Consider the following 14,116-nt stretch of genomic DNA (forward strand, 5'->3'; position numbering starts at 1 on the left):
CCGTCTCCCCATCGCTGCCGGCGGCAGTCCGTTTTATTAGCCGCACCGTATCATGGTTGTCGCGGCACGTCATATGTCTCGAGTTTCACGCCCCGAAAGACGCCGACCGTCGTGCGTATCGGCGGCGCGGGGGTCACATATTTGACTTCCTTGACGACCGGCTGCGGTGCGGGTGCCGTCACCATGACCGGAGCGGGCTTTACCTTGCCCAGTTCATCAAGGCGACTTCCCACTTTTTCCACGGCCTGAGTCAAGCCAGCTATCTTGTCTTCGGCGCGTTTGCGCTCTTCCGCGGCCGCTGCTTCCGCTGCTGCCTTCCTGTCGAGCTCCGCCTGCCTGGCGGCGACGTCTGCCGGCGTCTCGCCGGTCAGGTCTGCAAGCGTCACCCGTTCCGTTGACTCGCCCTTGCTGGCAGCGGCCTGACGAAGTGCCAGCGACAATTGTCCGGCGCCTGCCGCCAATGTCAGCTTCTGCGCATCTTTGGTGCTGGCTTCTACCGTCACCGATTTGACGACCGTCGGACTGTCCTTGCTTTCATCGGCGACCTGGTCGACGGCGAGCACCTTCATGCTCTGCAACAGCACGTCGACAAAACTCCTGTCCGCGCCATCATCGCCGCGCACCGTGCGCGTCAGCAGCACATCGACCCGGTCGCCCGGAAATACGAATCCTGCGACGCCGAGCACGTCGTTGACGCGGATAGACACTGCCTTCATGCCTTCGCCAAGCACTGCCGAAAGCGTGGCGCGCTGGCCTGGGCCGGTGATCTTGGTAGCAAGAATCGGCTCATTGACGCTGATCGCTTGCAGTGCCTGCTTGGCACCGTCACCAGCCAACAGGTCCTTAGTTGACTTGAATGCCCCGGCCGGAACCGCGCCCGCTGGCCACGCGACTTCGCGCAGCTTGTCTGATGTCAGCACGTCGCCGAATTTGAGCGCCATTGCCGCCACCACGACCGTGCTGCCCGGCACGCCGGTTTGAGCCATGGCATTGCGCTGACTGGCCAACCAGATATTGACCAGCACCACAGCCAGAACGCCGAAAACGCCGGCGAGGACAATCATGATAAGTGTATTGGCGCGCATAGCCCCAAGCCCCAAGCCCATAATGCGGGAATCGCCCGCTGCGACTAGTTTTCAGGCCCGGATCACACAATCCGGGCCTGAAATTCAGAAATTACGGACCGTTGGGATCGCAGGCCGCGATATTGCCAACGGCGATCAGGCTGTCGCAAAGCGATGTGAACGAGTCTGTAACCCAAGCTCCGATCCCAAGAACAACCAGGATCGACGCTGTGGCGATAATGCCGATCAGGATAGAGTATTCGACCATGGCAGCGCCGTTTTCATCGTCGCGGAACTGCCGGGTCATCGTCATGAGCTTCTTCATGTCAATTTCTCCCCTTGGAGGTTTGAACCCGACGAGACAGAGCAAAGGATGAAATCCATACCCAAGCATCCCCCGTCATCTCGATCCTAGGTCCCGAGAAAATGCAGAGTCAAACGAGATTAAGGGTTCCTTAACTTTCCTGTACATGATTCGGTAAGAAGAATGCAAACCGAGATCTTCTCAAGGCGTTGATTCTTTTCATTTTTCAACCGTCCTTAACCATTCGTTCACAATTTCGCCGTGGGTGTGGCGAAATTAGGGAAGCATTAGCTATAATGCATATTCCTTTATATCTAGGCGGTTAGCGGTGTTTCCGGGGCGATTTGGCGCCGAAAAAAGACAGGCGCGGAAAGCGGGGTCGGCACTGAGGTCGCGAACAGGCAGCCCTATAAAATAAACACGTTATTTCAGGCTCCTGCTCTTAACTATGTAAAAGTATTGGTTGTACGCGAGCCATCCGGGCGCTTGTGCCCCCGGTGGTTAACAGTTAGTTTCAGCTAATATGAGTCCGTGGGGAGTATAAGCAATTATGCTGGGGCGGTTTATCAAAGGGCCAGGCGAGCAACAGGCAGCGACAAAGGCCGAGCCGCTGGCGGTGGTGCCTGTTGCTCCGGCTCTTTCCCCGGCAGCCGACATCGAATCGGACGGCGATCATCTCCTGACGCTGAAGGTTGAACTACACAGTCACTTAATCGACCGGTTCAATCTTGCGACGCTCGAAACGGCATCCAAGGATGAAATCCTAAATGAGATCCGTCCGATCGTGCGGGAGTTCGTTCGGGCTCGTGCTGTACCGCTGAATGCACGTGAACTCGACCGATTGACTAGCGAGACCGCCGACGAAATGTTGGGGTTGGGGCCAATCGAACCACTGCTCAAGGACGATTCTATAACAGACATCCTGATCAACACCCACAAGCGCGTCTTCATCGAACGGCGCGGCGTCATCGAGGAGACATCGATCCGGTTCCGCGACGAGGCGCATCTGTTGCGTGTCGTCAACAAGATCGTCTCCGCCATCGGCAGGCGCGTCGATGAATCGGCGCCCATGGTGGACGCGCGACTGGAAGACGGATCGCGCGTCAACATCGCTGTCCGACCTATCTCGGTGGACGGCCCGCTGGTGTCGATCCGCAAGTTTTCCAAGAACCCCTATTCGCTCGAACGCCTGATGGGACTCAACTCGATCAAGCAGCCGATGATCGATCTGCTGCGGATCGCGGTGCAGGCGCGCAAGTCGATCCTGGTTTCGGGCGGCACCGGCAGTGGCAAGACGACCCTGCTCAACGCTCTGTCGAGCTACATCCCGCCGAGGGAACGCCTGATCACCATCGAGGACGCGGCCGAACTGCAGTTGCAGCAGCCGCATGTTGGCAGGCTGGAGACGCGGCCGCCCAACGTCGAGGGCAAGGGTGAGGTGCGCCAGCGCGAGTTGCTCAAAAACGCTCTGCGCATGCGGCCGGATCGCATTATCGTTGGCGAAGTCCGTGGCGAGGAAGCTTTCGACATGCTGCAGGCGATGAACACCGGCCATGAAGGGTCGATGACAACCATCCATGCCAACACGCCACGCGATGCGATCTCGCGGCTCGAACAGATGGTCGGCATGGCTGGCATGCCGATGAGTCACGATTCCATCCGGGCGCAGATCGCGTCGGCCATAGACATCATCGTGCAGACGCAGCGGCTTTCCGACGGCGGCAGGCGCGTCACCTCCATATCGGAAATCACCGGAATGGAAGGCAACGTCGTCCAACTGCAGGAAATCTATCATTTTGTCCGGCGCGATGTCGCTGCCGACGGTACGATCATCGGTGAATTTCGTGCTACAGGAGTCCGGCCCAGATTTGCCGCGGAAGCAGCAACGCAAGGGCATCATTTCGCCAAGGACGCGTTCAATCCGCAGGTTGCTCTCTGATGCTCACCGGCCAGGCATTGCTTTATTTTATCTACGTGCTTGCGGCAGCGTCGGTCATCCTCGCCGGCGAAGCTATGTATCTTTCCTTTGCCAAGAGCCGGTCACGAATTGGCGCGATCAACCATCGGCTGAGGCGACTGACGGACGACGTTCCGGCCGAACAGACCTTGCAAGGATTGCTACGCGAACGCGGGCTGTCGGAGTCGGGCGACTTTCTTTCTGGCCTGATCTGGCTGAATAGGCTCTATACCCAATCCGGCATCACCCGGAATCCACTGTCTTTCGCCGCGACATTCCTTCTAACAGGGCTGGCACTGGCGTCGTTTCTGTCATTCCTTCTGGGCTTCTCGACCTTGGTGTCGTCCATTGTTTTCGTGATAGTCGGATTTATGCTGCCGCTTCTCGTTCTTCGCCGCGCCCGCAACAAGCGGATCCAGAAATTCGCCAAACAACTCCCTGACGCACTTGACATGATCGTTCGTTCGTTGCGCGCCGGACATCCGGCTTCGGTAGCGGTTGGTCTCGTCGCCCGCGAAATGCCCGATCCACTCGGTACCGAATTCGGCATCGTCTCCGACGAAATCACATTTGGCCTCAGCATTGAACAAGCCGTACGAAAACTTTCCCAACGTGTTGGATTCGAGGGTCTTCATCTGCTTTCGGTATCACTGTCGATTCAGTCCAAGACCGGGGGCAATCTGACTGGAATTCTGTCCAATCTTTCGTCGGTGCTGCGCGAAAGGCAGAAACTGAAGATGAAAATCAAGGCGCTTTCGGCCGAGGGGCGGGTGTCTGCATGGATTATCTCACTGTTCCCGCTCGTGATATTTCTGCTCCTTCAGCTAACTGCTCCAGCCTACTACGGCAAAGTCTGGCACGACCCGCTGATCATGCCGGTGTTTTTGGCCTTTGGGCTATGGGCGTTGTTGGGAGATTTCATCATGTATCGAATGGTCAGTTTCGATTTCTAATAGGGGGCGAGGCATAATTTGTTTTCGACCGTTCAGGATCTCAGCATTTTGGTTTCTGCCGCCGTTTTCGTGGCGGCGGTGGCGCTATTCCTGTTTGGTGCCCTCGTCTTTTTGCCGGCGCTGCAGACGCGGAAGTTGGTAGCGCAAAGCTTGATGGCGGAAGGTATTTCCGATCGCCGCACGCTCCTTGGGCAGGAACAGCTTGCCAAGATCGCCGCACAGCGGCCGGTCGACGCATACTTTCGATCCGTAGAAAAGGAGCGAGACGAGCCCAGCGCCTTGGACGCGAAGCTCTTTCGGGCGGGCTTCTATCAGTCAAGCGCTCCGCTCATCTATACCCTGTCGCGGCTTGGTGCGGTCTGTGTCGGGTTTCTGGCTGCCTATGCGCTCCTGACTCGAGTGCTCCCGCCTTCCTTGCCCGGTTTCATAGGTCTTGCCGGGGCTGGCCTGTTCGGGCTGGCCTGCATGGTAATTCCGAGCATTATGCTCGATCGCTTCGAGAATGCACAGAAGGAGATCTATCGTCGCGGCTTTCCGGATTTCATGGACATGATGATCACCTGTGCCGACGCGGGAATGAGCCTGGAGGCGGCGGTTGAGCGCGTGAGCAGCGAACTGGCTGGCACCCACAAATGGCTTGGTATTCAGCTCTCGATCATGACTCTGCAGTTGCGTGCCGGCAAGCCGCTGCGGGAAGCACTGCGAGAACTTGCTGACCGCATCGGACTCGATGAGGCGCGGGCTTTGGCCGTACTGTTCCGGCAGTCGGAGGAACTCGGCACCAGTTTGACGGACGCTTTGCGCGTTTACAGCGAAGAGATGCGCAGCCAGAGAATTCTGAGTGCCGAGGAACGCGCCAATTCTTTGCCGGTGAAAATGATGATTCCGTTGGGGCTTTGTATCTTCCCTGTGGTTATGATGGTTATCATGCTACCGGTGATCATCCGCATGAGGGGCATTTTCTTCTGATTGCGTGTATGATCTGATTCTAATATGAGGTCCGAGACCCTTGGGGGAATCTGTATGAAGAGGGCTATCGCGGCGGCGTTCTGCCTGTTGACTGTTATGCTTGCCGGCTGCCAGACGGACGCCACCGACGGGGTCGTTCGCACCAACGAGCCGTCGAAAGGCGACGTGACGTCGTTTGGCGATGCTTTCGACGGGCTGAAAACCGTCAGCGATGTCGAATATTACGCCTCGGACCAGGCTGTCGCCGAAGCCAAGAACCAGTTCCGCGCCGAGAATTACGGCAATGCCGGCGCGCTGTTCTTCAAGGCGACGCAGTTGGCGCCCAATGATGGTAACGCCTGGATGGGGCTGGCCGCCTGCGCCGACCGGATCCACCGCTTCGACCTTTCCGACAAGGCCTATGCCAGGGCCTTCAAGCTGGTCGGCGCGACGCCCGAATATTACAACAATGTCGGCTATTCCTACCTGCTGCGCGGCAAGCTGCAGGATGCGCGCTCGAACTTCCTCAAGGCTTATGAACTGGCGCCCAACGATCCGACCGTCGCCAACAATCTGAAGCTTTTGTCGTCAAGCGTGCAGAACGTCGAGCGCTAGCATGCTGCTGGTCGAGGCGCTGCTGCTGAAGGTGCTCGCCATCCCTCTGCTGGCAAGGATTGCCTGGCTCGACTTCACCACCCAGAAGATTTCCAATCGCGACGTGCTGCTGCTGCTCTGCCTGGGCGCTGGGGGCTTGCTGCTGCTGTCGCTCCAGTCCGGATCGTGGTGGGACATGGGACTGAGCGCCGGTGCAGGGCTTCTGTTGTTCGTCGCGTTCTTGCCCTTCTGGGCCTTGCGCAAGATCGGCGCCGGCGATGTCAAGCTGATCGCGGTCGTGCCATTCCTGATCAGCGGCGGGGCTCTCGCGGTGTTTTCAGTGCTGCTGCTGGTTTTCGCCTTGGCAACCGCGGCGATCGTGAAAAACCCTTTCCTACTGCCTGCGGGTGCTTTTCGGCTCATCGTCCAGCATCTGGATCGCAAGGGCGTGGTGCCATTCGGCGTCCCGATCTCGCTGGCCGCGATCTGTACGCTGGCGTTCCTGATCTACAGGAGTTTGATGGTCGCGAGCAGCTCTGGAATCCTCAACCAGCTCAACTGACCCTGACATCTCACGCGGCCGAATTTGTCAGGGAGATTTGACGGAGCGCCAAACGAAAAACCCGCCTGCGCGGCGGGTCATTGGCGCAAATCTGCACCATAGGCAAAAATGTACCATAGCTGAGGGCAGGGAGTCAAGAAAAAATTCCTATCGTCTAACGCTGCCTGCGCTGCTGCGCTTAGGTCAGTCCCGCAGCAGATCGAACATCAGCTTGAAGAAGCGGTCCGCATCGACCTCATGGGCGATGCGGGCATTGTCCTTTTCACCGCGCTCGCCCCAGTAGTCGGCGATGGTCGCGCCGAAGGCGTAGGTGCCGGACAGGTCGACGCCGATATGGGCAGGACGCGTGCGCACCAATGTCGGGTCGATGGCCAGCGCCAGCGCCAGCGGATCGTGCATGGCGCCGCCGACGCCCATCGAGTTGCGGTGCAGCTTCTCGTAGAACAGCAGCCAGTCGTTGACGAGCCGTCCGAGCGGCGTGTCGATGGTGGCGAGTTCGGCATATTGCGGCGCCTCGATCAGCACCTGCATGGTGACGTCGAGGCCGACCATCAGGATCGGCACGCCGCTGTCCAGAACGATCTTCAGCGCCTCGGGGTCGCAGAACGCATTGAACTCGGTCGGCGTGATGATCTCGCTCTTGCGGTAGAACACGCCGCCCATCCAGATCAGCTCCTTGATCTTGGGCAGCACGTCGCGATGCTTGAGGATCATCAGGCCGATATTGCTGAGCGGGCCGGTGGCGACGACCAGGATCGGTTCGGGCGCGGCGCGCAGTCTGTCGGCCAGGAAATCGACGGCGTGCTGGTCAACCGGCTTGATCGTCGCCTGCGGCAGGTAGGGCGAGCCCTCGAGGCCGCTTGGGCCATCGGCGGTGCCGAGCACCAGCGGGCGCGCCAGCGGACGGTGACAGCCCTGCGCGACAGGCACGTCGCCGGCGCCGATATATTCCAGGATGCGCAAGGCATTGGCGGTCGTCTTCTCGACTTCCGCATTGCCGCAGGTCGTGGTGACGCCGAGGAGTTCGATGGCAGGCGAACGATGCGCCATGACCAGCGCAATGGCGTCGTCGTGGCCGGGGTCGCAGTCGAACAGGATAGGAGTTGGCTTGGTCATCATGTCGTCTTTCACGCCGCCCGCTCGTAGCGCGCTATGGTTTTCTTGAAGCCGTCGAGGAAACGCCGGCCGTCCAGGCCGGTGCAGATGCGGGTGGTCTTGGGCCCGCCGCCGGGCAGCAATTGCCGGCCGCGATAAGCGACGGTCTGGCCGCGCGCCAGCCGGCCGTCGAGCACGACGTCGGCGAACAGCGGCTCGGTCATCGTCGCCAGGCCCGGATCGAAAGCCAGCGCCACGGTGATCACGTCGTCCATCGGGAACCCGACGAGGTCGAAGAATTCGCGCCAGATGTCGATGTAGATCGGGAAGCTGTCGGCGATCATCTCAAGGACGGGATTGTCCCTTGCCACGGCCTGCATGTCGGCGATGTCGTCGCGCGTCAGCATCGAATCGGCGACGCGGTTGTCCTCGCAGATGTCGAGCGGCACGAGGATCTTCTCGACATCGGCGTTGAGCACGATGCGCGAAGCCTCCGGATCGGCCCAGATGTTGTACTCCGACAGGGGTGTGATGTTGCCCGGTGTCTGGAAATTGCCGCCGAGCACGATCAGCCGCTTGAGTGCGCCGGTCAATCCCGGCTCCTGCAACAGCGCCATCGCCGCGTTGGTCAACGGGCCGGTCGTCACCAGCGTGATCTCGCCCGGATTGGCCATGACGGTGCCGATGATGAAATCGACCGCATGTCCCGATGTGGCCTGCCGCACCGGCGTCGGCGCCGGCGGGTTGAACTTCTTCAGGCGATCGCCGAAACGGGCAACAAGCCGCTTTTCGAAATGCACCGGCGCCTCCATGTCGGCCTTGGCGTTGCCGACGATCGGCCGCCACGCGCCGGCGTGAACCGGGATATCGTCACGCCCGGCGAGCGTCAGCGTGTTGAGGACGACGTTGGTGACCTGTTCGATCGGGCCGGCCGCACCGGTCACGGTGGTCACCCCCTCGAGCCGGAGCCTCGGATTGACCGCTGCAAACAGCACGGCGAGAATATCGTCGCCGGCCGAATCCACGTCGAGGATTATGCGTTCCATAAAGGCTTCCTTCACTGGGGATTTTTGCGGCCGGGTTCAGTGTTCTTGTCTACCGACAGCAGCTTGCGCATCGATTCCAGCGTCTCGGCGATAACCCTTGGACGCGCCCGGTAGGACAGCGCGAACAATGCGATCAGCGCGACGACATAAGGGACGGTGAGAACCAGGTAGGACGGATAGCCGAACGTCTGCAGGCGCAACGAAAAAGCATCGGCGAAGCCGAACAGCAGGCAGCCGGCCAGCACCTTCAGCGGATCGCCGTTGGAAAAGATCAGGATCGCCACCGCCATGAAACCACGGCCCGAAGACATGTTTTCCGTGAACATGGTGATGTAGCCGAGTGACAGATGAGCGCCGGCGAGGCCCGCCAGCAATCCGCACAGCAGGGACGCGATGTAGCGGACGCGGGTGATCGAGATGCCGAGCGCCTCGGCGGCTTCCGGCTTTTCGCCGACGACGCGGATATAGAGGCCGAGCCGCGTCCGCTTGTAGCAGACGACCAGCAGCGGCACGGCGATGAAGGCGACATAGACGAGCGGCGTGAAGCCGGAGATCAGCGGCGCCCACGAGCCGAGAAGGTCGCGGGCACCGGGCAGCTGGACTTTCGGCAGGCCGACGATGCCGTGACCGACGATCGAACCGCGCGTGCCGAAGATCGCTTTCATCAGCGAGATCGTCATGCCGCCGGCCAGGATGTTGAGCGCCAGCCCGACGACCACTTCATTGGCCTTGAAGCTCACCACCAGGACGGCAAAAACCAGGGCGAAGACGAGCGCCGCCGCGACGCCGCAGGCGACGCCCGCGAGTGCGGAACCTGTCCAGATCGAACCAAGGACGGCGAAGAAGGCGCCGACCAGCATCTGCCCCTCGAGGCCGATGTTGAAGATGCCGGCCTTGGTGGTGAACGAGCCGCCAAGCGCGACCAGAAGGATGGGCGCGGTGGTGCGAAGCGTCGCCGCGATCAGCGCGACGTTGATGAGCTTGTCTAGAATTTCCATCGCCGCTCCCCTGCCTGGCTGTCGCCGCGCTTTCTCACCAGCACCTGGGCCGACACGCTGAGGATGATCAGCGCCTGGATCACGGTGATGATCTCGCGCGACGCGCTGGTATCGACCTCGAGCAGCAGCGATCCGTTGCGCAGGGCGCCGAAGAACAGTGCGGTGAAGATGGTGGCGACAGGCGAGCCATTGGCAAGCAGGGCGGCGATCAGCCCATCGAAGCCGAAACCGGGGGCAAATCCTTCCATGAAGCGGTGATGGACGCCGAGCGTCTCGACGCCGCCGGCCAGCCCGCCGACGGCCCCCGAAAGCAGCAGGACCAGGAAACCCTGCCGTTTCACGTTGACGCCGCCATATTCGGCGAATTTCGGCGCCGAACCGACCATCGTGACGCCGTAACCCCATTTGGTGTAGCGGAAGACAAGGGCTGCGCCGACCGCCAGCACCAGGCCAATGACCAGGCCCCAGTTCAACCGCGAAAAGGTGAAGATCTCCGGCAGATAGGAAGTCGCCAGGATCGGCGGCGTCTCCGACCAGCCGCCCGGCCGTTTGAAAAGGAAGATGGTGAAATAGGAGGTAAGCAGCACCGCCACGTAGTTCGACAGGATCGTCGAGACGACCTCGTTGGTGTTGTAGCGGGCGCGGAAGTAGGCGGGGATGGCGACCCAGGCCGCGCCTGCCACGACCGCGAGCGCCAGCGCGGCCAGCGTGTGAATGCCCGCGGGCAGGGGCATGGCAAAGCCGACCCAGGCGGCAGCGAAGCCGCCGAGGAACAGCTGGCCCTCGATGCCGACGTTGAACATGCCGCCGCGCAGGCCGATGCAGGCGGCGACACCGCAGATCAGGATCGGCGTCGTCTGCAGCAAGGTCCCGGCGATCTTCTCCTGATCGCCGAAGGCGCCGCGCAACAGCGTCATGAACACACGCAACGGGCTTTCGCCGACCATGAGGATGATGATCGCGCCCATCAGCAGCGCCACGCCGATGGCGATGACCTGGCCGGAAACGGCACGCAAATGGTCTTTCATGATGCGATCTCCGCGGCGAATTCCGGCGCGGCCACGCCTGCCATCATCATGCCGATGCGCTCCTCGTCGGCATCGTCGCCGGCGACCTCGCCCATGATCCGCCCGTTGAACATCACCAGGATGCGGTCGGCAAGGGCGGCCAGTTCGTCGAGCTGCACGGAAATCAGCAGGATTGCGCGGCCGGCGGCGCGCTGGCGCATGATCTCGTCATGAATGGCCTCCTGGGCGCCGATGTCGACGCCGCGCGTCGGCTGGTCGATCAGCAGGAAATCGGCGCCGTTGGTGAATTCGCGCGCCAGAACGACCTTCTGGATGTTTCCGCCCGAAAGCCGCTTGACGGCATCGCCGGTTGCGCGCGCGCGAATATCGAAGCTCTTGATCAGTGTTTCGGCGTTTTGATGTATGGCATTCCAGTTGAGCATGCCGCCGCGGCTCCATGGTGCGCGATGCTGGCGGCCCATCAGGGTGTTGGCCGCTATCGAAGCGTTGCGATCGACCCCGCGCACCATGCGGTCGCCTGGAACATGGGCGAGGCCTGCCTGGCGGATCGCGGCGGGGGAGAGAGCGGTGAGATTCCGGCCCTTCAGCCACGCCCCGCCATGGCTTGCCGGTCGCAGGCCCGAAAGCACTTCCGCCAGCTCCGTCTGACCATTGCCGGCCACACCCGCGATCCCCACCACCTCGCCGGAGCGGACGGTGAAACTGGCGTTGCGAAGGGCCGGCAGCAGGCGATCGTCGCGCGCCCACAGATCCTTCACTTCGAGCACCACGTCGCCGTGCAGCGACGCACGCGCCCGGCGGTCGAAGCTGACCTCGCGGCCGACCATCATGTGCACCAACTCGTCCTTGCTGAGCTCGGCCGTCGGCCGGGTCGCCACCTTCCTGCCATTGCGCAGCACCGTCACCGTGTCGGACACTTCCATCACCTCCTCCAGGTGGTGCGAAATGAAGATCACCGTCATGCCCTCGGCCACGAAGCTGCGCAGCGTCTGGAACAGCTCACGGCTCTCCTGCGGCGTCAGCACGGCGGTCGGTTCGTCGAGGATGATGGTGCGCGCGCCGCGCACCAGGACCTTCAGGATTTCGATGCGTTGCTCTATGCCGACCGAGAGCAGCCCGACGCGCTCGGTCGGATCGACCTGCAAGCCGAAGCGCTTCGACAGTTCGCGCGTGCGCTCAACCTGTGCAGCGTGGTCGATCAGCCCATGGCGACGGATTTCCATACCGAGAAAGACGTTGTCGGCAACCGAGAGCGAGGGAACCAGCTTGAAATGCTGGTGAACCATGCCGAGGCCGGCCTTTATCGCCACGGACGGGTCGGCGATCACGATCTCTTCACCGTTCAGCCGGATCGAGCCTTCGTCCGGCTGCAAGAGGCCGAACAGGATGTTCATCAGCGTCGTCTTGCCGGCACCATTCTCGCCGATGATGGCGTGGATCTCGCCGCGGCGGACCGCAAGGTCGATGCCGTCATTGGCGACGAATGCGCCAAAACGCTTGGTGATGCCAGTCAACTCGACGGCCATCGCGGCATTGCTGTGGAGGGTCGGCGACCCCGGCGTGTTCGACAACGTGGCTCTCGCAGATTGGACACTGATCCGCCGCGGCACGCCGCGGCGGATCAGTGTAGCGCTTTCTTGGGAGGGAGGCGCTGTTGTTGGCTTATTTTGCCTTGGCGATCACGATCTTGCCGTCAACGATGCCCTTTTTGATCTCATCGAGCTTGGCGGTCATCTCTGCCGGGATCTTGGCGGCGATGTCATCGCAGACCTTGACCTCGACACCGCCCGAGGCGAGGTCGAAAGTGCGGGTGCCGGCGGTGATCTTGCGGCCCTCGACCTCGTCCTTGATCAGCGTGTAGACGGCGATGTCGCCGCGCTTCAGCATGCTGGCGAGCACATTTCCGGGAGCCGAGCCGCACATGTCGATGTCGACGCCGATCGAATATTTGTCGACCGCGGCACTTGCCTGCATCACGCCTTCACCCGTCGGGCCGGCGACGTTGTAGACAATGTCGGAGCCCTGGCCGTAAAGCGCCTGGGCAAGTTCGCTTCCCTTGGCCGGGTCGTCGAAGGTTCCGGCGAAGACGGAGTTTACCTTGACGTCGGGCGCGGCATATTTAGCGCCTTGCTCGTAGCCGCCCAGGAAGTTGCGGATCACCGGGATATCTCGGCCGCCGACAAAGCCGATCGCCTTGCCGTCGCCGATCTTGTCGAAGGCGGTGCCCTTGGCTTCGATCATGCCGGCAAGCGCGCCGGCGACGAAGGATCCCTGCTCCTCGGCGAAATTGGCGTAGATCATCTTGGGGTTGTCGAGGACGCCATCGATGAACACGAAGCGCTGGTCAGGATATTCGGCGCTGACCTTTTGCAGCGAGTCCACCAGCTCCCAGCCCATCACGAAGATGAGGTCGTACTGTTTGCCCTTGGCAAGATTCTCGAACTGCTGCTGGTAGTCGAGCGCGCGATTGCCGGTGTCGACCAGCTTGAGGTCGATGCCGAAATCGGTCTTGGCCTTGTTGAGGCCGTTGACGATCGAAACGCCGAAGCCCTGGGCAAAATATCCCGAGATGGCGGCCACGGAAACCTTGGCCTGTGCCGCGGCCGGTCCGAACGAAATGGCAAGCATCGTGCCGGCCAGAAATAAACTCTTGAGCGCCCTTTTCATGTCATTCCCCTTCAGCTTTTTTCAGCTTTTGAAGCCACGCTTTGACCATCCCCACGTGTCCGCCGGGACAACGGCGAGTTCGTTGATGGTCATATGAGTTTAGGAGCGGCTTAACAGGCTGTCAATCGTCATCCGATGCAGTTTTCTTGGCCCTTCGCCCACTTGCTCGACGTCTGCGCTTGACAAATGTCCATGGGCATAATTGTTGATACTCTAATGAGTTTTTATGAACGACGGGATGAAGGAAGCGAACGATGCCGGCTGTGGTGGTCAGGAAATTTCTGGTTCAGGTCGAAGAGATATTCCATGAGGGCGGACCCCACGCGGCACGCCCGCTCAAGCGGGGCGCGGTCGTCGCGGTCATCGCCAACCCTTTTGCCGGACGTTATGTCGAAGAGATCACCGGCTTCATGGAAGACCTGAAGCCGCTCGGTCTCGATATGGCTCAGCGCCTGATCGACGCCATTGGTGAAGGCGGCCAGGCTATCGAAGGCTATGGCAAGGGTGCCATAGTCGGTGCCGCCGGCGAGCTTGAACATGGCGCGCTCTGGCACAATCCGGGCGGCTATGCGATGCGCGAACTGCTCGGCAATGCCAAGGCGATCGTGCCTTCGACCAAGAAGGTCGGCGGCCCCGGAACGCGCATCGACATCCCGATCACGCACATAAACGCCTCCTATGTGCGCAGCCATTTCGATGCGATCGAGATCGGCATTGCCGATGCGCCGCGCGGCGACGAAATGGCGGTCATCCTGGCGATGACCACCGGCGCACGCGTTCATGCACGGGTCGGCGGGCGTGGCGCCCCCGCCCAAAAACGGGCGGGACGGGTTGGGTGGCACCCGCAAAACCCCCGAAGTTACACAAACGGGAGGGAACCCCGCGGGCAAGCGGGGGCCC

General features: G+C 61.2%; 13 protein-coding genes and 1 pseudogene. 6 read left to right on the top strand and 8 right to left on the bottom strand.

Features of this window, described 5'->3' with window-relative positions:
• Positions 1–50 precede the first annotated feature (50 nt).
• Together cpaB and NKI21_RS25665 are read right to left on the bottom strand one after the other, a co-directional pair.
• Positions 51–1,085: a Flp pilus assembly protein CpaB gene (gene cpaB / locus NKI21_RS25660; RefSeq protein WP_352867981.1), complete on the bottom strand. Its 1,035-nt coding sequence runs from the start codon at positions 1,083–1,085 to the stop codon at positions 51–53.
• Positions 1,086–1,176: 91 nt separating this feature from the next.
• Complete coding sequence (locus tag NKI21_RS25665; protein WP_352867984.1) at positions 1,177–1,389, bottom strand: Flp family type IVb pilin; 213 nt, start codon at positions 1,387–1,389, stop codon at positions 1,177–1,179.
• Positions 1,390–1,918: 529 nt separating this feature from the next.
• Between NKI21_RS25665 and NKI21_RS25670 the strand changes: the two genes are divergently transcribed.
• The 5 genes from NKI21_RS25670 to NKI21_RS25690 are packed head-to-tail and all read left to right on the top strand — an operon-like array spanning position 1,919 to position 6,382.
• Positions 1,919–3,307: a TadA family conjugal transfer-associated ATPase gene (locus NKI21_RS25670; RefSeq protein WP_352867987.1), complete on the top strand. Its 1,389-nt coding sequence runs from the start codon at positions 1,919–1,921 to the stop codon at positions 3,305–3,307.
• A complete protein-coding gene (locus tag NKI21_RS25675; RefSeq protein WP_352867991.1) occupies positions 3,307–4,278 on the top strand; it encodes a type II secretion system F family protein in 972 nt (323 codons plus the stop codon). The genes NKI21_RS25670 and NKI21_RS25675 overlap by 1 nt, the downstream gene beginning before the upstream one ends.
• An 18-nt stretch (positions 4,279–4,296) precedes the next feature.
• Positions 4,297–5,247, top strand: coding sequence for a type II secretion system F family protein (locus tag NKI21_RS25680; RefSeq protein ID WP_352867994.1), 951 nt, complete (start codon positions 4,297–4,299; stop codon positions 5,245–5,247).
• Between the two features lie 54 nt (positions 5,248–5,301).
• Positions 5,302–5,841 (top strand): tetratricopeptide repeat protein, encoded by a 540-nt coding sequence (locus NKI21_RS25685; RefSeq protein ID WP_352867997.1) that lies wholly within the window; start codon positions 5,302–5,304, stop codon positions 5,839–5,841.
• A 1-nt stretch (position 5,842) separates the two neighbouring features.
• Positions 5,843–6,382, top strand: a complete 540-nt coding sequence (locus NKI21_RS25690) for a prepilin peptidase (protein ID WP_352868000.1) — start codon at positions 5,843–5,845, stop codon at positions 6,380–6,382.
• Positions 6,383–6,565: 183 nt separating this feature from the next.
• Here the strand turns inward: NKI21_RS25690 and NKI21_RS25695 are convergent, their stop codons facing one another.
• The 6 genes from NKI21_RS25695 to NKI21_RS25720 all read right to left on the bottom strand — a co-directional run bounded on the left by NKI21_RS25695 (position 6,566) and on the right by NKI21_RS25720 (position 13,216).
• Complete coding sequence (locus NKI21_RS25695; protein WP_352584258.1) at positions 6,566–7,513, bottom strand: nucleoside hydrolase; 948 nt, start codon at positions 7,511–7,513, stop codon at positions 6,566–6,568.
• On the bottom strand, positions 7,510–8,523 hold the full coding sequence (locus NKI21_RS25700) for a nucleoside hydrolase (RefSeq protein WP_352868003.1): 1,014 nt from the start codon (positions 8,521–8,523) through the stop codon (positions 7,510–7,512). Before NKI21_RS25700 ends, NKI21_RS25695 begins: the two co-directional genes overlap by 4 nt.
• 11 nt (positions 8,524–8,534) lie before the next feature.
• Positions 8,535–9,521 carry an ABC transporter permease gene (locus NKI21_RS25705; RefSeq protein ID WP_352679203.1) on the bottom strand — a complete coding sequence of 329 codons (987 nt, stop codon included), beginning with the start codon at positions 9,519–9,521 and terminating at the stop codon, positions 8,535–8,537.
• The gene (locus NKI21_RS25710) at positions 9,509–10,549 is read right to left on the bottom strand and encodes an ABC transporter permease (RefSeq protein ID WP_023809105.1); all 1,041 of its coding nucleotides are present in this window, start codon (positions 10,547–10,549) and stop codon (positions 9,509–9,511) included. Before NKI21_RS25710 ends, NKI21_RS25705 begins: the two co-directional genes overlap by 13 nt.
• On the bottom strand, positions 10,546–12,075 hold the full coding sequence (locus NKI21_RS25715) for an ABC transporter ATP-binding protein (protein ID WP_502896772.1): 1,530 nt from the start codon (positions 12,073–12,075) through the stop codon (positions 10,546–10,548). Before NKI21_RS25715 ends, NKI21_RS25710 begins: the two co-directional genes overlap by 4 nt.
• Positions 12,076–12,211: 136 nt before the next feature.
• Complete coding sequence (locus NKI21_RS25720; RefSeq protein WP_013530296.1) at positions 12,212–13,216, bottom strand: BMP family lipoprotein; 1,005 nt, start codon at positions 13,214–13,216, stop codon at positions 12,212–12,214.
• A gap of 254 nt (positions 13,217–13,470) precedes the next feature.
• On the opposite strand from NKI21_RS25720, the pseudogene NKI21_RS25725 reads away from it, so the two are divergent.
• A pseudogene (locus tag NKI21_RS25725) lies at positions 13,471–14,053 on the top strand (amino acid synthesis family protein); the annotation flags it as partial.
• Between the last annotated feature and the right edge of the window lie 63 nt (positions 14,054–14,116).

Origin of the sequence: Mesorhizobium sp. M0715, assembly GCF_040320355.1 — a bacterium.
In the GTDB taxonomy this organism is placed as follows: domain Bacteria; phylum Pseudomonadota; class Alphaproteobacteria; order Rhizobiales; family Rhizobiaceae; genus Mesorhizobium.